Below are 19,112 nucleotides of genomic sequence, written 5' to 3'. Positions count from 1 at the left end.
TGAACGGACTAATCCCAACGTCGCAAGTGCACATCACACATCGCCCGCTTTCCGCCGCGATTCCGCGCTGCTAGAGTTTTGCGGGTTGGGAGGAAAATGCATGTTCAGGAAATTACTGCTTGGTCTCACCGTGATTGCCCTTGCCGGTGCCGGCGCTGCCTTTGCGCAGCAGAGCGGCATCAAGCGGACGCCGCTGCAGAAGGTCGATTTTCCGCCGGGCTTCAACACGGTCACCGCGATCGCCGAGGTTCCGGCCGGGGGTGCGTCGGGGCGTCACACCCATCCCGGCGCTGAAACCGGCTATGTGCTCGAAGGCGAGCTCGAGCTTCTGATCGACGGCAAGCCGCCGCTGAAGCTGAAGGCGGGCGATTCCTACCAGATCCCGGAAGGCGCGGTGCACGACGCCAAGACGTCCGGCGACAAGCCGCTCAAGGTGCTCGGCGTCTACGTGGTCAAGGCCGGCGAGCCGTTGGCAAAACCAGCGCCGTGAGCAGAACCCCTTGGTCTCCGACCAGTTGGTTCATCTGAGCTTCAGGTGCGGCGAGCGACCATTTGAGCTCGCCGGGCCTTTGACTTTTTGCCTGTTTGCTAAGGAACTGAACCGAACGGATGCGCGGTAAATTTCGTCAAATTTCATTGCCGCGCCGTCTCGTCGCCGATCTGATGCATGCATCGGCCGGCGTGCCGCTGGTCTCCCTGAAGCGCACCCTGAACGTGCGGGCGATCGTCGAGGCTCGTGCACGTGCGGCGCAGGCACCGGGCTGGGCCGCCATCTTCGTCAAGGCATTCGCGCTGGTCGCCAGGACCGAGCCAACCCTGCGCACGCTGCACGTCAAATGGCCGTGGCCTTGCCTCTACGAGCTGCCGCGCAGCGTCGGCATGGTGGCGATTGCGCGCGTTGAGAAGGGCGAGGACTGCGTGCTGTTCGAGCGCGTCTGTGCCGCCGACGAGATGCCGCTCGCCGAGGTCGACGCGCTGATCCGCCGCGCCAAGACCGCGCCGCTGCACGAAATCCCCTCGTTCCGCAAAATGCTCTGCGTGACCCGCCTGCCGCTTCCGCTGCGCCGCCTGGCGTGGGCGATCGGGATGAATTTTGGCCGGCAGCGCGCCAATTTCTGCGGCAGCTTTGGCGTGACCTCGGTCGCGGCCTATGGCCCTGGCGAATTGCACGCGCTGAGCCCCGGGCCATTCCTGTTGAGCTATGGCGTGATCAGGCCGGACCACACCGTCGACGTGGTGGTGCGCTGGGACCATCTGGTCTGCGACGCCGCCCTGATCGCACAGACCTTGATCCGCCTCGAGCAGGTGCTGGCCGGCGAAATCGCCGCCGAACTGGGCGCGGGCCGGCCGCAAGCCGATGCCCGGCTGGTCCGGGCGGCCGGAAGCCGCCTCTGAGGAGCAAAATCGGCCAATTTTGACGCCGATTCGGCCCAAAATGCCCTGCGTTTTGTTTGACAGAACCGGACTTTCTCCTTAAGACCACCCTTGCTCGCGGGCCGGTTTTCGGCCCGCGATGCGTTTCGCGACCCGTGGTCCTCCCCGAGCTTTCGAGGCGGACCTGTCGGTACAGGCCTTTTGGCCGGTACACAGGAGGGCGCGTCTCCTCAAACCCTAGACTGACAAAACGCCGGGCGCTGGGTGCGACGGCTGTACAAAGAGGACGCGATGACAAAGCGCAGTGAGGCGAAGTACAAGATCGATCGCCGCATGGGCCAGAATATCTGGGGTCGCCCGAAGAGCCCCGTGAACCGCCGCGAATACGGCCCCGGCCAGCACGGCCAGCGCCGCAAGGGCAAGCTCTCCGACTTCGGCGTGCAGCTGCGCGCCAAGCAGAAGCTCAAGGGCTACTACGCCAACATTTCCGAGCGCCAGTTCCACGGCATCTATGTCGAAGCCAGCCGCCTGAAGGGCGACACCGGCGAGAACCTGATCGGCCTCCTGGAGCGCCGTCTCGACACCGTGGTCTACCGCGCCAAGTTCGTCTCCACGATGTTCGCCGCGCGCCAGTTCATCAACCACGGCCACATCAAGGTGAACGGCCGCAAGGTCAACATCGGCAGCTACAAGCTGAAGGTCGGCGACCTCATCGAGGTCAAGGACTCCTCCAAGCAGCTGACCCCGGTGCTGGAAGCGGTCCAGCTCCCTGAGCGTGACGTGCCCGACTTCATCGAGGTCGATCACTCCAAGATGACCGCGACGTTCGCGCGCACCCCCGGCCTCTCGGATGTGCCGTTCCCGGTGCAGATGGAGCCGCATCTGATCGTCGAATTCTATTCGCGCTGATCACTTCAGCATTGCGATATCCGAAAGGCCCCGGTTTTGCCGGGGCCTTTTTGTTTGGCTAAAGTCAAGGCATATCGACCGAGAGAGACATCATGCACTACACCCCTGCCCGGCCCGATCCCAAGGCACCCGCCGTCCGTATCAACCTGCTCTCGGACACGCAGACCAGGCCGACGCCGGCGATGCGCGAGGCGATGGCGAAGGCGGAGGTCGGCGACGAGCAGGTCGGCGACGATCCGACCACCAATGAGCTCTGCGCCCGCGTCGCCGATCTGCTCGGCAAGGAAGCCGCCGTGTTCATGCCGTCGGGCACGATGTGCAACGTCGCGGCGACGCTGGCCTATTGCCGCCCCGGCGACGAGATTTTGGCGCATGCGACCGCGCATATCATCGCGCGCGAGGGCGGCGCCCATGCCGCGCTCGGCGGTTTCCAGATCACGCAGCTGCCGGGTGATGACGGCCAGTTCACGCCTGAGACCTTCCAGGCCGCGCTGCATCCGCGCACCCGCTACCAGCCGCCGCAGGTGCTCGTCAGCGTCGAGCAGACCGCCAATATCGGCGGCGGCACGATCTGGAAGAAGGAGGCGCTCGACGAGGTCGTGCGTATCGCCAGGGCCCACGGCCTTGTCACCCACATGGACGGCGCGCGGCTGCTCAATGCGACCGTCGCGTCCGGCATCTCGCCGCGCGACATGACGGCGGGCTGGGATTCCGCCTGGATCGATTTCTCCAAGGGCCTCGGCGCGCCGATCGGCGGCGTGATCGCCGGCACCCGCGCCTTCATCGACGATGTCTGGCGCTGGAAGCAGCGGCTCGGGGGCTCGATGCGGCAGTCCGGCGTCTGCGCCGCCGCCTGCATCCATGCGCTCGATCACCATGTCGACCGCCTCGCCGACGACCACGCCAATGCGCGGGCGCTGGCGCGCGGCCTGTCGCAGATCAACGGCATCGCGGTGCAAGCGCCGGAGACCAACCTCGTCTTCTTTAAGCCGGAAGGCGCCGGCGTCTCAGGCGACAAGATGGTCGCTGAGCTGCGCAAGCGCGGCGTGACGCTGGCGACGATGGACGGCCGGATTAGGGCCTGCACGCATCTCGATGTCACCGCCGCGATGATCGAGGAAGCGATCGGACACGTCAGGGACATCGTGCGCGCGGCGTAACTCCCGTAGCCCGGATTGCGCTTCGCTTCATCCGGGCTACGAAGCCGAATTCTACCGTCCCATCGCCTGGTAGATCAGCGTCTTCAGCTCCTGCTGGATCCGGCCGCGCTGCGACGGCGTCTGCACCATGAAGATCCCGAACAGGTCGTCCGCGGGATCGATGAAGAAGAAGGTGCCTCCGACACCGTCCCAGCGATACTCGCCCAGCGGCCAGTCTGTGTTCGCCGGCACCGAAGTGCGGACCGCGAAGCCGAGACCGAAGCCGGAGTTCGGACCGGGATAGTAGTTCTGGTCGCGCACGACTCCGGTCTCCGGACCGATATGGTCCCTCGCCATCAGCGCGATGGTCTCCGGCTTCAGATAGCGCCTACCCTCATAGCTGCCGCCATTCAGCAGCATCTGCGAGAAGCGCGCATAGTCGCCGATGGTGCCGACCATGCCGCCGCCGCCGGATTCCCATCGCAGCGGCTTGCGCGGATTGCGGACGTCGGCGACCGGACTGATGGTGCGATCCTTCGGCATCGGCTCGGCGATCAGCGGCCATTTCGCCCGGTCGGCGACATAGAACGCGGTCTCGTTCATCCCGAGCGGGCCGAGCAGCCGCTCCTTCTCGACCTGAAACAGCGATTTCCCCGTGATCACCTCGATGATGCGGCCGAGCACGTCGGTGGAATGGCCGTAGTCCCATTGCGTGCCGGGTTGTTCGGCGAGCGGCAGCGACGTGAGCCGCGCCACGAATTCGGCATTGTCGGGATCGTTGTTGAACAGGCCGGCATCGGCGTAGGTCTTGTTCACGATACCACCGCCGTAATAACCGTAAGGCAGACCGGCGGTGTGGCGCATCAGGTCTTCGATGGTGATGGGGCGCCTCAGCGGCTCCAGCGTCATCGCCATCTTGCCCTCATCGCCGCGCTTTTCCACCCCGACCTTCATGTCGGCAAAGGCCGGGATAAATTTTGACACCGGATCGCCGAGCGCGAGCTTGCCTTCCTCGACCAGCATCATCGCGATGACCGTGGTGATCGGCTTCGACATCGAATAGAGGCGGAAGATGGTATCCGCGCTCATCGAGAATTCGGTGGCGACGTCGCGAACCCCGAACTTCTCGTAGTAGACCGGCTTGCCGTGCTGCTGCAGCAGCAGGATCGCCCCCGGGATCTTTCCGGTCGCGACCTCGTTCCTGACATAGTCGGAAACCCTGGCGAGGCCTTCCGCCGAGAAGCTGTGCGCGGCCGGCCCCGCGGAGCCGGCCTTCGCAACCGTTGCGACCAAGGCGAACGCGAGTGCCGCGACGAACGCGCGGCCCTCCCGCATGCAAGCGCATGAGCCGATCCGCCTGAATCGGATCATGCCGTCATTCCCTTCTTTTCAACGCGTTGCTTCACGCGAACCGGTATCCACTTCGCTCGAAAACGCTCTAGTTTTCCATGGCTTCATAGACGAGCTGCTTCAGCGTCCGCTGGATGCGCTGACGCTCGGTCGGCGTCTGCTCCAGCAGGACGAAGAAGAAGTCCTGCTTGCGGTCGATGACATAATAGCAGCCGCTGGCGCCGTCCCATTTCAGCTCGCCGAGATCGCCGGGCGGCGGCGGCTTCGCAGTGCCGGGATCGGTGCGCACCGCGATCCCAAGCCCGAAGCCGAAGCCGTCGCCGGGGAAATAGAAAAAGTCGCGCTCGACGCCGGAGCCCGGCCCGACGCGGTCGGTCGTCAGCTCCTTGAACGTCTCGGGCTTCAGGATGGTCTTGCCGTCGAGGGTGCCGCCATTGAGCAGCATCTGCGCGAAGCGCGAATAATCCGCCATGGTCGAGACCATGCCGCCGCTGGCGGACTCCCATTTCTTGACCTTGGTCGGATCGTTGACCCGGCCGACCCGGAAGTCGCTGTCGTTCGGCATCGGCTCGGCCATCAACTTCTGCTTCTCGGGATCGGTGACGAAGAAGCCGGTGTCCTTCATGCCGAGCGGATCGAGTAGCCTTTCGTGCTCGATCGCCGAGAGCTTCTCGCCGGTGGCCACCTCCATCACGCGCGCCAGAATGTCGGTGGAATGGCCGTATTGCCAGAGCGCGCCGGGCTGGTTGTGCAGCGGCAGCTTGGCGATCCGCTCGGCGAATTCGGCGAGATCGAAATCTCCGCCGTAGATATTGGCTTCCTTGTAGGCCTTGCGGACCAGGCTGTCGCCATAGAAGCCGTAGGTGATACCCGACGTATGCGTCATCAGATCGAGGATCGTGAGCGGCCGCTTTGGCGGCACCAGCTCCAGCGTCTTGGTGCCGTCCTCGGCCTTCTTCTCGACGCCGACCTTCACGTTGGCAAAGGACGGGATGTATTTCGAGACCGGATCGTCGAGCTTGTATTTCCCTTCCTGCAGCAACTGCATCGACACCACGGCGGTGATCGACTTGGACATCGAAGCCAGCCGGAAGATGGTCTTGTCCGTGATCGGCACCTTGCTGACCACGTCCTGCACGCCGAAGGCCTCGTGATAGACCGGCTTGCCGTGCTGCTGGATCAGGACGATGGCGCCGGGAATCTTCCCGGTCGCGACCTCGTTCTTGAAGAACTCGCTGATCTTGGCGAGCTTGTCGCGGTTGAAATGCGCACCCGCCGGAATCTCGTAGGTGCCCTCGGTGTGCGGGTACGCCGGCGCCGCCAGCACCACCGCGGCGGCTGCGACCGCGCACGTCAGACGAAATGAATGCATTTGGATTATCCCTCCCCGGAAATCACGGGGAAGTGTAGCGGCGGTATCATCAGGCACAAGGGCTGCCAAAGGCCCCCAGGACCTTCTGATGAAGCTCGCCGCTTTGGGCGGAAAAGCAGCAAAAGATCACCTGCGTGAGGCCGGGCGCGGCGGCCAGGGCATCGACGACGGCCTTGACCGCGATGTCGGCGGCGCGATCCGGCGGGAAGTGATAGACGCCGGTCGAGATGGCGGGAAATGCGATGGAGCCCAGCTGATTGGCGTGGCACAGCTCGATGCCGCGGCGATAGCAGGATGCGAGCAGCGCATCCTCGTTTTGGGTGCCGCCGTGCCAGATCGGGCCGACGGCGTGGATCACGTGCTTGGCCGGGAGCCGATAGCCGTTGGTGATCTTGGCATCGCCGGTCTTGCAGCCGTGCAGGGTGCGGCACTCGGCGAGCAGCTCGGGGCCCGCGGCACGATGGATCGCTCCGTCGACACCGCCGCCGCCGAGCAGCGATGAATTGGCCGCGTTGACGATGGCGTCAACGCGCAAGGTCGTGATGTCGGTAACGATGACTTCGAGCCGCGCCTTGCCGATCTGGCGCGCCGTCAAGGTCAGGCAGCCACGTCGACCGGGATGCCCTTGTCGGCAAACAGCTGCTGCAATTCGCCGGCCTGGAACATCTCGCGGATGATGTCGCAACCGCCGACGAACTCGCCCTTCACATAGAGCTGCGGAATGGTCGGCCAATTCGAATAGACCTTGATGCCGTTGCGCAGCTCGGCGGATTCGAGAACGTTGAGGCCTTTGTAGCCGACGCCGACGTGGTCGAGGATCTGCACGACCTGACCGGAAAACCCGCACTGCGGGAATTGCGGCGTGCCCTTCATGAACAGCACGACGTCGTTCGACTTCACTTCGTTGTCGATGAATTGCTCGATGCTCATTTTCGCTTCCTTCGGGGGCGGCGCTCTCAGGCCTTGACGGGCCGGCCCACCCTTCTAACCCGTGACTGACTATATATGTAGCTCAAACCATTGTGCATCCAAAGCAAAATGGCGGAAATCTGGCATGCACCGGGCGCTGCGGGCGCCCAAAACGGGCCGGGATTATCTGACGGCCCCAATATCATCGCGGGGGGAGGCTTTTTTCCCGTAACGGAGCCCCTATCTAGGACGAACTGTCCGTTGGGAACCAGTTTGCCGAAGCAACGTTCTCTCCATTGAATCGGAGACCCCTGTGACGAAACCAGCCTCTGCCGCGGCCGCCCTTCCCGCCGTCCCCCCGTCACTATCCTCCGAATCCGGCCCGCTCGCCCAGCGCTTGGTGGACGCCTATCGCGCCGTCCGCGACGAGACCGAACGGCGGGCCGCACCGCTGTCGCCCGAAGACCAGCTGATCCAGTCGATGCCGGACGCGAGCCCAGCCAAATGGCACCGCGCCCATACCACCTGGTTCTTCGAGCAGTTCCTGCTCGGCGAGCACGTCAAGGGCTACACGCCATTCCATCCCGACTACGCTTATCTGTTCAATTCTTATTACGTCAGCGCCGGTCCGCGGCACGCCCGCCACCAGCGCGGCCATTTGACCCGCCCGACCGCCGACGAAGTCACCGCCTACCGCCGCCATGTCGACGCCGAGGTGGTGAAATTCTTCCAGACTGCCGGAGCCGACACGCTCGAGGCGCTGGTGCCGCTGGTCGAGGTCGGGCTCAATCACGAGCAGCAGCATCAGGAGCTGATGTACACCGACATCCTGCATGCCTTCGCGCAGAACCCGATCCCGCCGGCCTACGATCCGACGTGGCGCTTCCCGGCGTCGCAGCACGGGCCTGAGGAATGGGTGACGCTCAACGAAGGCATCCACACCGTCGGCCATGGCGACCACAGCTTCCATTTCGACAATGAGAAGCCCGCGCATCGCGCTTTGGTCGGCCCGGTCAAGCTCGCGAAGAACCTCATCACCAATGCAGAGTGGCTCGCCTTCATGAAGGACGGCGGCTATTCCACCGCCACGCTGTGGCTGATGGATGGCTTTGGCACCGTGAGCAACGAGGGCTGGCAGGCACCCGGCCATTGGCGCGAGATCGACGGCGAATGGAGGATCATGACGCTGGGCGGCCTGCAGCCGATCGATCCGTCCGCGCCGGTTTGCCATGTCAGCTATTACGAGGCCGACGCCTTCGCCCGATGGGCGGGCAAGCACCTGCCGACCGAGATGGAATGGGAGGTCGCCGCGCGCGCCGGCCTGCTCAACGACGCTTACGGCATCGTCTGGCAATGGACCCGCAGCTCCTATTCGCCCTATCCAGGCTACCGCGCGATCGAAGGCGCGCTCGGTGAGTACAACGGCAAGTTCATGGTCAACCAGCTCGTGCTGCGCGGCTCGTCGCTGGCGACGCCTTCGGGTCACAGCCGCGTCACCTATCGCAACTTCTTCTATCCACACCATCGCTGGCAATTCACGGGGTTACGCCTCGCAGACTATGCCTGATTGAGTCCTGTCGACATCAATAACGCGTCGGTAAGCGCGTTCGGGAGAGTATCATGAATGTGCATGCCGCCGCTTTGGCCAAAGCGTATCCGTTCGACGAAGCGACATCGGTGTTTGCCGGCGACGTGATTGGCGATCTCGCCCGTCACCCGAAACGGCTGTCGCCGAAATATTTCTACGACGCCACCGGCTCCGAGCTGTTCGAGCAGATCACGGTGCTGCCGGAATATTATCCGACGCGCACCGAGCTTGGCATCCTGCGCGACCGCGGCGACGAGATCGCCGCGATCATCCCTGACGGCGCGGCGCTGGTCGAGTTCGGCGCCGGCGCGACCACCAAGGTGCGCCTGCTGCTCGAGCATTGCGAATTCGCAGCCTATGTGCCGGTCGATATCTCAGGCGATTTCCTCAAAGCCCAGGCCGACGGGCTGCGGAAGGATTTCCCTCGCCTCGGCATCTACCCGGTCGCTGCCGATTTCACCACGCCGTTCACGCTGCCCGAGGCCGTCGCCACGATGCCGAAGGTCGGCTTCTTCCCCGGCTCGACGCTCGGCAATTTCGAGCCGAGCGAGGCCTTGGCCTTCCTGCGCAGCGCGCGAAAAATCCTCGGCCACGGCGCGCAGATGATCATCGGCGTCGACCTCGAGAAGGACGAGCGCGTGCTGTACGACGCCTATAACGACGCAGCCGGCGTCACCGCGCGGTTCAACCTCAATGTGCTGGTTCGCATCAACCGCGAGCTCGGCGGCAATTTCGATCTGTCGGGATTCACGCACCGCTCGATCTACAACCGCGATCGCCATCGCATCGAGATGCACCTGATCAGTCGCAAGGCGCAGACCGTGCGCATCCTCGGCAACACCTTTGCGTTCCGTCCGGGCGAGAGCATCCACACCGAGAACAGCTACAAATACTCGCTCGAGCGCTTCACCGCGCTCGCCCGCAGCGCGGGCTGGACGGTGCGCGAAAGCTGGACCGACGCCAACACGATGTTCTCGGTGCACGCACTGGTCGCGGACTAGCGCCCAAACCAAGAGACGGGGCAAATCATGGGCAGGCGTCCGCTGCAGATCGCGACGGCGTTGCTCGCCCTGGTCCCGATCCTGACCGGCATCATCACCATGCTGGGCGTCAGCGATCCGCTCTACGCCTCCGCGGGGGTCCCAGCGCTGCCGGTGCTCGACAGCAATCTGCGCTTCTTCGGCGGGGTCTGGCTCGGTCTCGGCCTCGCGCTGCTCTGGCTGGTGCCGCGGATCGAAAGCGGGAGCGTGCTGTTTCGGGTGGTCTGGGGCGGCATCTTCCTCGGCGGCATCGGCAGGCTGCTGTCGATGCTGATGGTCGGCTTGCCGCCGCTGCCCTTCGTGGGCTTCACCGCGCTCGAAGTGATCGGCGCACCGCTGTTCGTCTATTGGCAGCATTTGGTAGCAAAGGCCGGCCGCAAGTAACGGCGGCCGCTATTCCTCTTCTCCCGTCGATCGCAGCGAGATCGACTCCCATGCGGCGACCACGATCATGATCGCGGTGGTGACGAGCGAGAGCACCAGCGGCGACATCTCGCGGGCGAAATAGGCCGTGATCGCCAGCGCGACGATGCCGACGCCGTGCGACAGCTGCAGGAAGTTGCGGATCACATATTTGAACAGGATGGTCCCGACCAGGAACAGCATGGGCCCGCCAACCGAGCTGACGATCGTGTTCAGATCGGAATGACCGGACGGGTGCTTCAGCACCAGTTCGTCGGCCACTGCGGTGAGGATGATGCCGCCGACGATCGGCATGTGCAGATAGGTATAGGCGATCCGTGCCACGCGGCCGGATTCCTCTGACTTGGAGATCATGTCCGAGCCGGCCTCGGCGCCCTTGTGGAAATAGATCCACCACATCGCGATGCTGCCGACCAGCGCCGAGATGAAAGCGGCGACATTCTCCGGCGTCCAGGTCAGTTCGGCAAAGGTCGCGCCATCGACCACGATGGCCTCGCCGAGCGCAATGATGATGAAGCCGGCGCAGCGCTCGGCCATGTGGCCGCCCTCGACCGACCACGCCTCGATCGAGGAAAAGCCGAGCCCAGGGGTCCAGAATCGCGCGGCCGGCGCGATATATTCGATGGTCAGCGCCGCAATCCAGAGCCACATCCGCGTCTCATGTTCGGCGAATCCGCCGAGAATCCACAGCACGGCCGAGCAGGACAGCCAGGTCAGGATGCGGATGGCGTTGTGGCGCACCGCCGTCCGGCGCCGCGGCGTCGCCAGCAGCCAGAACGTGGTGCGGCCGACCTGCATTGCCGCATAGGTCCCGGCGAACCACAGCCCGCGGCCCTCGAAGGCGGTCAGTATGGAGGTCGACAGCAACAGCCCGCCCAGCATCAGCACGAACAGCAGCAGGCGGACCGGCGTCAGCTCGGGATTGAGCCAGTTGGTGACCCAGGTGGTGTAGACCCACACCCACCACACCGCGAGGAACAGCAGCGTGACCTGCACCGCCCCAAGCAGGGTGAAGTGGTGCAGCAGCGTATGCGACAGCTGCGTGACGGCGAAGACGAAGACGAGGTCGAAGAACAGCTCGGCATTGGTGACGCGGCTGTGCTGGTTCGGCACGATGACGCGAAACATCGCGCCACGCGGATTGTCCACCATGCTTGAGGCCCCCGCCCGCAGCTTTGCCGGGCCCTAGCCTTCCGGCACGCCGGTCTGCAGGGCCAGCGCGTGCAGCACGCCGCCCATCTGGCCCTTCAGCGACTGGTAGACGATCTGGTGCTGCTGGACGCGGGACTTGCCGCGGAATGACTCGGAAATAACAGTGGCGGCGTAGTGGTCGCCGTCGCCGGCCAGATCGCGGATCGTCACCTCGGCATCGGGAATCGCTGCCTTGATCATCGATTCGATATCACGGGCGTCCATCGGCATCCCAGTCCACCTCCGTCAGGTCGTTCGAATCAGGGCCAGATCGGCCAGATAAACCTAAGGATAAAACCTAGCCCTTGGGGTCTTCTAGGTCATCCCGGGCACACTATATTCCCATTCCCAGCGATTTAAACCTGCATCAATCGGTCACAAGCCATCACACCGAAATGACCAGAAGAGGCGCAGAATCATGAAGCTCCCCGGCCCCGACCATCCCATCACGATCACGCCCAATGCCAAGCGCGTCCGCGTCATCGCCGACGGCGTCGTGATCGCCGAGACTACCCATGCGCTGACCTTGAAGGAAGCGAGCTATCCGGCCGTGCAATACGTCCCCCGGCAGGACGCCAACATGGAGCTGTTGACCCGCACCGAGCGGACCACGCATTGCCCGTACAAGGGGGACGCGAACTACTTCAGCATCAAGGCCAACGGCAAGACGCTGGACAACGCGATCTGGACCTATGAGGAGCCCTTCCCGGCGATGACCGAGATCGCCGGCCATCTCGCCTTCTATCCGGACAAGGTGAAGATCGAGGAAGTCGCCTAGGGTCGCCTGCCGCAAGCGCCGGGCCTCGCCCGGCCTTTGGTCGCGCGCTGACCCAGCCTGCAAAACGGCAATGCCCGGGCGAGGCCCGGGCATGACGTCGGGAGCGCTTGGCCCCGATCCCAGCTATACCCTGAATATCGTGAGCCCGAGGATCAGGAGCACCAGGAAGATCACGACGAACACATAGAACAGAAAGCGCGCGATGTCGGCGGAGGCGGCGGAAATGCCGGTGAAGCCAAGCAAACCCGCGATGATCGATACGACAAGGAAGATCAGCGCCCATTTCAGAATTGTCATTACCCGCTCCTCATAACCGCGCGTGTCCGCCAGGTCGGACGAGAACGCCCGCACCCGACCGCAGTTCCAAAGACGAAACAGCTTCGCCGAGATGACCGACCTCGATACTCCCCCGTCCGGCCGATTGGGCCTTGCTGAATCAGGTTCCCGACTGCAACATCAGGGTGCAGACCCGGCTGGTGGCACCATGAAATCGATTGCTCACGCGGCTCCGGCCGTCGACATCCAGGCAGCACCGAAGCTCCACAAGCGCAATGTCGCGCTGGACCGCGCGCGCACCTTCCTGACCCTGGTCGTGCTGCTGCACCACGCGGTGATCCCCTACACCTATTTCGGGCACACCGACCCGACATCGTGGATCGGCTTCGACTGCGTGGTGCTCGCCACCGACAGCTTCTTCATGGCGATGTTCTTTTTCCTGTCGGGGCTGTTCGTCTGGCCGGGGCTCGGCAACAAGCCGTGGCTGATCTTCCTGCGCGACCGGCTGCTGCGGCTCGGCCTGCCGTTCGTGATCTGCGCGGTCACGGTCATTCCGATCGCCTATTACGCGATCGCGCTGCGCGCGACGCCGGGGCTGAGCTTCTCCGAATTCTGGTGGAGAACCATGACGATCGGGCCGTGGCCAAGCGGCCCGATCTGGTTCGTCTATGTCCTGATGGCCTTCGACCTGACGGCGAGCATTCTGTACCGGGTGTCGCCGCGTCTGCTCGATCCGATCAACCGTCTGTCGATCAAGGGATTTCAACGTCCCTCGAAGTTCTGGCTGTTCCTCGTCATCGTCAGTGCCGCAGCCTACCTGCCGATGCTGATCCATTACGGCCAGAACTACTGGTTCGAGTTCGGACCGTTTTCGGTGCAGGCGAGCCGCGTGCTGCTGTATGCGTCCTATTTCTTCATCGGAGCGGGAATCGGGGCGGCGAACCTCGAGGGTGGCGTGCTCAGCGCCCACGGACGGCTGACCGAGAGGCGCTGGTTCTGGACCGGCATCACGCTGATCCCCTACTGTTTGATGTGGGTGATGATCTACATCAAGCGCATGATCATCGGTAACCCCGATCCGCTGCCCGGCTGGTATCTCGGGATCTATGGTACCTTCTATGTGCTGTTCAGCGCCTCGATCCTATTCGCGATCCTGGCCTACTTCCTGCAATCGAAATCGTCGGGCCCGACGCTGCTCGACCGTATGCAGGGCGACGCCTACGGCATGTTCCTGGTGCACTATCCGATCGTGCTGTGGCTGCAATACTGGCTGTTCGATATGGATCTGCCCGCCTTCGCTAAGGCCGCGATCGCGTTCTTCGCCACCGTGGCGCTGAGCTGGGCGGTCACGGCCGTGCTGCGCAAGATTCCGGGTTCGAGATACGTGCTTTAGTTCGATGAGGCCGTAGGATGGGTAGAGCGCAGCGAAACCCATCACCTCCGTGCCGTGCATCGAGATGGTGGTTTTCGCGGCGCTCTACCCGCCCTACGCCGCGATCTCGCCCCTCGCCGCCACGCTTTCCAGCCGCGGGGCGGCCGCCGCGCGATGGTCGCGGGCGATCAGGATGTAGAAGGTCGGCAGCACGAGCAGCGTGAACAGCGTGCCGATCAGCATGCCCATCACCACGACGATCCCGATCGCGAAGCGGCTCGCCGCGCCGGCGCCGTCGGCATAGAGCAGCGGGGCAAGGCCCGCGACCATCGCGGCTGTCGTCATCAGCACCGGTCGCATCCGCACCGCGGCCGCCTTCTGGATCGCGGCGACCCGATCGAGCCCTTCGTGGTGCTGGATCTCGTTGGCAAAGCTCACCATCAGGATGCCGTGCTTGGAGATCAGCCCGATCAGGGTGACGAGGCCGATCTGCGTATAGATGTTCAGCGTGGTGAAGCCGAAATACAGCGGCAGCAGCGCGCCGCAGACCGCGAGCGGCACCGTGACCATGATCACCAGCGGATCGCGAAAACTTTCGAACTGCGCCGCCAGCACCAGGAAGATCACGATCAGCGCCATGCCGAAGGTGACGATGAGGCGGTTGCCCTCCTGGACATATTGCCGGCTGTCCGACAGCCAGTCGACGGTCATCCCCGGCGACAGCTTCTGCGCCTGCATGAACGACACCGCCTGCCCCATGGTGACGCCGGGTTTCAGCACCGCCGAGATCGTCGCGGCGTTCATCTGATTGAACTGCGGCAGCCGGTTCGGCTCCGGCTTGACGTTGACCTTGATCACCGTCGACAGCGGAAACATCTGCCCCGAGCTCGAACGGACGTTGAAGTTTCCGAGCCCTTCCGGCGTGACCCGGTCGGCCTGGCGCACCTGCGGGATCACCTCGTAGGAGCGTTCAAAGAAATTGAAGCGGTTGACATAGTTTTCGCCGACCAGCACCGCGAGAGTGTCGGCGATGGTCTGCATGCTGACCCCGGCCTCTGCCGCCTTGGCGTGATCGATTGTGATTCGCGCGGTCGGGCTGTCGAAGGCGAGATCGCTGTCGACGAAGGCGAACAGCCCGCTCTTCCATGCGGCCCCCTTCAGCGTCTCGACCTCCTGATAGATGGTGGCGAAATCGCCGGCCGAGCGCACCACCATCTGGAACGGCAGGCCGCCGGTCGCCGCCGGCAGCGCCGCCGGCTGGAACGGCGTCACGCTGGCGCCGAGCACGCCGTAGGACATGCCGTAGAGCTGGTTCTGGATGTCGTTGGCCGAGCGCTTGCGCTTGTCCCAATCGGTCAGGGTGATGCCGCCGAAGGCATGGTTCTGCCCGTCGGTACCGTTGATGAACCAACTCGCGTGGTATTCGGGAAACGAGCGAAACAGCTGCTCGATCTGGTCCGAGGAGCGCGTGGTGTAATCGACGCTGGCATATTGCGGCGCGCGGAGCACGGTGAACACATAGCCCTGGTCCTCGGAGGGCGCGAGCTCGCGCTGGCTGCCGAGGAACAGCACCACGATCGCCGCCAGCACGCCGAATGCCACCAGCAGCACCGCTGCGCGCATCTTGAGCGTCGCGGCCAGCAGCCGGCCGTAGCCGCGCGACAGCCTTGAGAACTGATGCTCGACAAAGCGGGCAAACCGGCCGTGCGAGGTGGCTCCGCCGAGCAACTGCGCGCTCATCATCGGCGACAAGGTCAGGGCGATGACGCCCGAGACCACCACCGAGCCCGCCAGCGTGAAGGCGAATTCGCGGAACAGGCTGCCGGTCAGGCCACCCATGAGGCCGATCGGCGCATAGACCGCGGCGAGCGTGATCGTCATCGCGATCACGGGACCGATGATTTCGCGCGCGCCAATCAGCGCGGCGTTGCCGGGACTCCGTCCTTCCTCGATGTGGCGATGGATGTTCTCCACCACCACGATGGCGTCGTCGACCACGAGCCCGATCGCCAGCACCATCGCGAGCAGGGTCAGCAGATTGATCGAGAAGCCGAGCGCCAGCATCATCGCGGCGGTGCCGACCAGCGACAGCGGCACGGTGACCACCGGGATCAGCACGGAGCGGAACGAGCCCAGGAACAGCAGGATCACCACCACCACGATCGCGATGGCCTCGGCCAGCGAATGCTGCACCTCCGATATCGAGGCCTTGACGAAGTGCACGATGTTGAAGACGTCGGCGACCTTCAATCCGGGCGGTGCCACGCGGTTGAGGTCCTCGATCACCTTGGCGGTGGCGGCGACGATCTCCAGGGGATTGCCGTCGGGGGTCGGCTGCACCGCGATGTAGACGGTGGGCCTGCCGCTGTCGCGCGCATTGGAATCGTAGTTCTCGCCGCCGATCTCGAGGGTGGCGACGTCGCCGAGCCGCACCAGGCCTCCGCCGCCGGCGCCGGTCTTGATCACCATCTTGCGGAAATCGTCGAGATTGCGCAGATCGGTCGCCGCGGTGATGTTGGTGACGGTCATCTCGCCGCGCAGCCGCCCCGGCGCCGCCTGCACGTTGTTGGACCGCAGCGCGGCGGAGATATCGGCCGCGGTCAGCCCGCGTGCCGCGAGCTTGAACGGATCGATCCACACCCGCATCGCCAGCGACGATCCGCCCGAGGTGTCGGCCGACGCCACGCCGGGCACCGAGGTGAGCAGCGGCTGCGCCACGCGGGTCGCGAAGTCGGTAATCTGCGCCGGCGTCAGCGTGTCGCTGGTGAAGGCGATGTACTGCACCGCCGAGGCGCCGTCGGTGATCTTGGTGATGACAGGGTCGAACACGCCGGCCGGCATCCGGTACTTGACCTGCTGCACCTTGGCGAGCACCTCGGTCATGGCGCGGTCGGCATTGGCGTTGAGCACCAGCTTGGCCTTGATCTGGCTGAGGCCAAGCGTCGAGTTCGAGGTCATGTACTCGATACCGTTGGCGGTCGCGATAGACTGCGCGATGACAGACGTGACGAAGCCCTGCATCACGTCCTGGGTCGCACCGGGGAACGAGACGTCGACCTGGATCGTCGCGCTCTCCATGTTGGGATATTGCCGCACCGGCAGCGAGACCATCGCTGCGGTGCCGATCAACAGGATCAGCAGGCTGACGACCGTCGCCAGAATCGGCCGGCGGATGAAGATGTCGGTGAAATGCATGATGCTTGCCTTTGGTCGCCTACCGCTCGCGGGTCAGCGTCCCTTCTCCGGCGTCTCCGCCATGGTCGTCTGGACGGCCGCGCCGGGCATGACGCGGAGCTGGCCCGCGGTGACGATGTGATCGCCGGGCGCAAGCCCCTGCTCCACCACGACACGCTCGCCGATCCGTTGCCCGGTCTTCACAGCGACGCCGACCGCCTTGTTGTCGCGCACGACAAGCACGCTCTCGCCGGATGCGCTGGTCTGGATCGCGGTCACCGGCACCACGATGGCGTCCGTCTGCGGCGGCAGCACGACGTTCACCATCACGAAGAGGCCCGGCCGCAGCAGCCGGTCGGGATTAGGAAACAGGGCTTGCACGAGGACATTGCGGGTGTCCTCGGCGACCTGCGGCTCGATGGCGTTGATCTTGGCCTCGAACACCCGATCGGGGAAAGCATCGGTACGGATCGTCACCGCGCCTCCCACCTTCAGATTTGACAGGCGCTGCTGCGGAACGGTGAAATTGGCATAGAGCTGGTCGAGCGCGGTCAGCGTCGCGAGCGCATCGCCGGCATTGACGTATTGGCCGAGATTGACCTTGCGCAGACCGACCTGGCCCGCGAACGGCGCGCGGATCGTCATCTGCGCGATCTGGGCATCGAGCTGGTCGAGCGAGGCGTCGGCCTGCTTCAGATCTTCCTGCCGCTGCTGCAGCGTCTCCTGGGTCACGAAGCCGGACGGCGCGAGGCCCTGCGAACGCTTCTCCTGCAATTGCGCGAAACGTCCCTTGGAGACCGCAACCGCACGCGCGGCGCGCAGCGGCGCGTCATAGAGCTGCACCAGCGGCGCGCCCTCGGCGACATCGATGCCGGCATCGAAATTGATCGCGGTGACGCGGCCGGCAACCTCGGGCGCCAGAATCACCTGACGCACCGCCTGCAGCGAGCCGATCGCCTCGATCGAGCGCGGCAAGGTTTCGGTCCGTACCACCATCGCCGCGACCGGCGTCGGCGGGGCTTCGACGGTGGGCTTGGCCGAGGCGCTCGATCCGCCTGCGCGCCAAGCAAACAAGCCGGCCGCGGCACAGGCGAGCAACAGAACAGTGATGCCGAACGGCCTGGCACGAAGCCCGAGCCAGCGGCGCGACGAAAATGATGCGGACGGCATATTGCTTCCAAGAACGAACCCCGGCGTGTCGGCCGGAAGCTTGCCCCTGCAAGCCCGCAACTGATATAGAACCTCAAGTATGGTTGAGGTCAAGGCTGGCAGCTTGCAGGACTTCTAATCCAGGATTTGCAATGACGCTTGCGCAGGAGCTTTCAGTCGGCGAGGTGGCGCGGCGCAGCGGACTTGCCGTCTCCACCCTTCACTTCTACGAGAGCAAGGGACTGATCGCGAGCCGGCGCACCGGCGGCAACCAGCGCCGCTACATGCGCGGGGTGCTGCGGCGGATCGCGGTGATCAGGATCGCGCAGCGCGCCGGGATCCCGCTGGAGGAGATCAGGCAGACCTTCGCCGCGATACCGCTCGATCGCGCGCCGACCGTGCGCGAATGGGAGCGCGCGATGCGGGCCTGGACCGAGACGCTCGAGCAGCGCATCAACGATCTCACCGATCTCCGCGACAAGCTGTTCAACTGCATCGGTTGCGGCTGCCTGTCGGTGACCGATTGCCCACTGCGCAACTGCGACGACAAGCTCGGCGCCCAGGGGCCGGGCCCGCGCATCCTGATCACCGCGGCCGAACGCCGGGCGCGGCGCAAGCGGCGGGGCTAACGGCATTTTCGCGGCCGACAAGTTGCGCACAACCTGCCTTTGGTCACATCCCGCCAGGTGATTCTCAGGTATGCTGGCCGGACTGCTTGACCCTAGGGAGTCCTGAGATGAACGACCCTCAAGTTGGATGGATCGCCGCCATCATCGTCGGCGGACTGGCGGGCTGGCTCGCCGAGATGTTCATGAAGTCCGGGACCGGCATCTTCATGAATATCATCCTCGGCATTGTCGGCGCCGCGCTGGCGAACTGGCTGTTGGGTCTGCTCGGCGTGTCGCTCGGCGGAGGCTGGCTCAGCTATCTCGTCGCCGGCTTCATCGGCGCCTGCATCATCATCTTTGCCTGGCGCGCGGTCCGCGGCGCGACATAAGGCATGATCCGAAGGGATCACGTTCGGAATAGAAATGGCGCGATGATGGGTTCATCGCGCCATTGAATCGT

The 19,112-nt window shown here is 64.4% G+C and carries 20 protein-coding genes; 11 read left to right on the top strand and 9 right to left on the bottom strand.

The features are described from left to right. Nucleotides 1-100: 100 nt before the first annotated feature. From QA635_RS16970 to QA635_RS16955, 4 genes are all read left to right on the top strand, one after another. Complete coding sequence (locus QA635_RS16970) at nt 101-490, top strand: cupin domain-containing protein (protein WP_283070485.1); 390 nt, start codon at nt 101-103, stop codon at nt 488-490. 119 nt (nt 491-609) lie between these two features. Next, a complete protein-coding gene (locus QA635_RS16965) occupies nt 610-1,395 on the top strand; it encodes an acyltransferase (protein ID WP_283070483.1) in 786 nt (261 codons plus the stop codon). 270 nt (nt 1,396-1,665) lie between these two features. After that, nucleotides 1,666-2,283: a 30S ribosomal protein S4 gene (rpsD, locus tag QA635_RS16960; protein WP_283070481.1), complete on the top strand. Its 618-nt coding sequence runs from the start codon at nt 1,666-1,668 to the stop codon at nt 2,281-2,283. A gap of 92 nt (nt 2,284-2,375) precedes the next feature. Next, nucleotides 2,376-3,443 (top strand): threonine aldolase family protein, encoded by a 1,068-nt coding sequence (locus QA635_RS16955; RefSeq protein ID WP_283070480.1) that lies wholly within the window; start codon nt 2,376-2,378, stop codon nt 3,441-3,443. 51 nt (nt 3,444-3,494) lie between these two features. On the opposite strand, the gene QA635_RS16950 is transcribed toward QA635_RS16955, so the two are convergent. From QA635_RS16950 to grxD, 4 genes are all read right to left on the bottom strand, one after another. Then, entirely contained in the window at nt 3,495-4,757 is a 1,263-nt protein-coding gene (locus tag QA635_RS16950) for a serine hydrolase domain-containing protein (protein ID WP_283071688.1), read from the bottom strand. Nucleotides 4,758-4,860: 103 nt separating this feature from the next. After that, nucleotides 4,861-6,144 carry a serine hydrolase domain-containing protein gene (locus QA635_RS16945; RefSeq protein ID WP_283070479.1) on the bottom strand — a complete coding sequence of 428 codons (1,284 nt, stop codon included), beginning with the start codon at nt 6,142-6,144 and terminating at the stop codon, nt 4,861-4,863. Nucleotides 6,145-6,193: 49 nt separating this feature from the next. After that, on the bottom strand, nt 6,194-6,745 hold the full coding sequence (locus QA635_RS16940) for an O-acetyl-ADP-ribose deacetylase (RefSeq protein WP_283071686.1): 552 nt from the start codon (nt 6,743-6,745) through the stop codon (nt 6,194-6,196). Beyond that, nucleotides 6,742-7,074, bottom strand: a complete 333-nt coding sequence (gene grxD, locus QA635_RS16935; RefSeq protein WP_168858985.1) for a Grx4 family monothiol glutaredoxin — start codon at nt 7,072-7,074, stop codon at nt 6,742-6,744. The genes QA635_RS16940 and grxD overlap by 4 nt, the downstream gene beginning before the upstream one ends. A gap of 292 nt (nt 7,075-7,366) precedes the next feature. Here grxD and egtB point away from each other — a divergent pair, with 292 nt between their 5' ends. From egtB to QA635_RS16920, 3 genes are read left to right on the top strand one after another with little or no spacing between them, the layout of a single operon-like run. Next, entirely contained in the window at nt 7,367-8,620 is a 1,254-nt protein-coding gene (egtB, locus tag QA635_RS16930) for an ergothioneine biosynthesis protein EgtB (RefSeq protein ID WP_283070477.1), read from the top strand. 53 nt (nt 8,621-8,673) lie between these two features. Beyond that, nucleotides 8,674-9,642: an L-histidine N(alpha)-methyltransferase gene (gene egtD, locus QA635_RS16925; RefSeq protein WP_057018404.1), complete on the top strand. Its 969-nt coding sequence runs from the start codon at nt 8,674-8,676 to the stop codon at nt 9,640-9,642. A gap of 27 nt (nt 9,643-9,669) precedes the next feature. Then, nucleotides 9,670-10,065: a DUF4345 domain-containing protein gene (locus tag QA635_RS16920; RefSeq protein ID WP_283070476.1), complete on the top strand. Its 396-nt coding sequence runs from the start codon at nt 9,670-9,672 to the stop codon at nt 10,063-10,065. 9 nt (nt 10,066-10,074) lie between these two features. Here the strand turns inward: QA635_RS16920 and QA635_RS16915 are convergent, their stop codons facing one another. Continuing rightward, nucleotides 10,075-11,256, bottom strand: a complete 1,182-nt coding sequence (locus tag QA635_RS16915; protein WP_283070474.1) for a low temperature requirement protein A — start codon at nt 11,254-11,256, stop codon at nt 10,075-10,077. 33 nt (nt 11,257-11,289) lie between these two features. Beyond that, nucleotides 11,290-11,526 carry a BolA family protein gene (locus QA635_RS16910; protein WP_016843470.1) on the bottom strand — a complete coding sequence of 79 codons (237 nt, stop codon included), beginning with the start codon at nt 11,524-11,526 and terminating at the stop codon, nt 11,290-11,292. A gap of 187 nt (nt 11,527-11,713) precedes the next feature. On the opposite strand from QA635_RS16910, the gene QA635_RS16905 reads away from it, so the two are divergent. Further along, nucleotides 11,714-12,073: a DUF427 domain-containing protein gene (locus QA635_RS16905; protein ID WP_057018401.1), complete on the top strand. Its 360-nt coding sequence runs from the start codon at nt 11,714-11,716 to the stop codon at nt 12,071-12,073. 123 nt (nt 12,074-12,196) lie between these two features. On the opposite strand, the gene QA635_RS16900 is transcribed toward QA635_RS16905, so the two are convergent. After that, nucleotides 12,197-12,370, bottom strand: a complete 174-nt coding sequence (locus tag QA635_RS16900) for a DUF1328 domain-containing protein (protein ID WP_024582607.1) — start codon at nt 12,368-12,370, stop codon at nt 12,197-12,199. Between the two features lie 187 nt (nt 12,371-12,557). Between QA635_RS16900 and QA635_RS16895 the strand changes: the two genes are divergently transcribed. Beyond that, complete coding sequence (locus tag QA635_RS16895) at nt 12,558-13,742, top strand: acyltransferase family protein (RefSeq protein ID WP_283070468.1); 1,185 nt, start codon at nt 12,558-12,560, stop codon at nt 13,740-13,742. A gap of 93 nt (nt 13,743-13,835) precedes the next feature. Here QA635_RS16895 and QA635_RS16890 read toward each other — a convergent pair whose 3' ends face one another. Both QA635_RS16890 and QA635_RS16885 read right to left on the bottom strand, forming a co-directional pair. Then, nucleotides 13,836-16,916 (bottom strand): efflux RND transporter permease subunit, encoded by a 3,081-nt coding sequence (locus tag QA635_RS16890; protein ID WP_283070466.1) that lies wholly within the window; start codon nt 16,914-16,916, stop codon nt 13,836-13,838. Nucleotides 16,917-16,949: 33 nt separating this feature from the next. Beyond that, nucleotides 16,950-18,065 (bottom strand): efflux RND transporter periplasmic adaptor subunit, encoded by a 1,116-nt coding sequence (locus QA635_RS16885; protein WP_283070464.1) that lies wholly within the window; start codon nt 18,063-18,065, stop codon nt 16,950-16,952. A gap of 131 nt (nt 18,066-18,196) precedes the next feature. Here QA635_RS16885 and soxR point away from each other — a divergent pair, with 131 nt between their 5' ends. Together soxR and QA635_RS16875 are read left to right on the top strand one after the other, a co-directional pair. Continuing rightward, nucleotides 18,197-18,673, top strand: coding sequence for a redox-sensitive transcriptional activator SoxR (soxR, locus tag QA635_RS16880; protein ID WP_057018397.1), 477 nt, complete (start codon nt 18,197-18,199; stop codon nt 18,671-18,673). Between the two features lie 107 nt (nt 18,674-18,780). Further along, the gene (locus tag QA635_RS16875) at nt 18,781-19,041 is read left to right on the top strand and encodes a GlsB/YeaQ/YmgE family stress response membrane protein (protein ID WP_016843463.1); all 261 of its coding nucleotides are present in this window, start codon (nt 18,781-18,783) and stop codon (nt 19,039-19,041) included. The last annotated feature ends 71 nt before the right edge of the window (nt 19,042-19,112 follow it).

Origin of the sequence: Bradyrhizobium brasilense (assembly GCF_029714345.1) — a bacterium.
GTDB lineage: Bacteria > Pseudomonadota > Alphaproteobacteria > Rhizobiales > Xanthobacteraceae > Bradyrhizobium > Bradyrhizobium australafricanum.
Note: the sequence above shows the minus strand (reverse complement) of the source record. Positions and strands in the feature narration are given on the sequence as shown.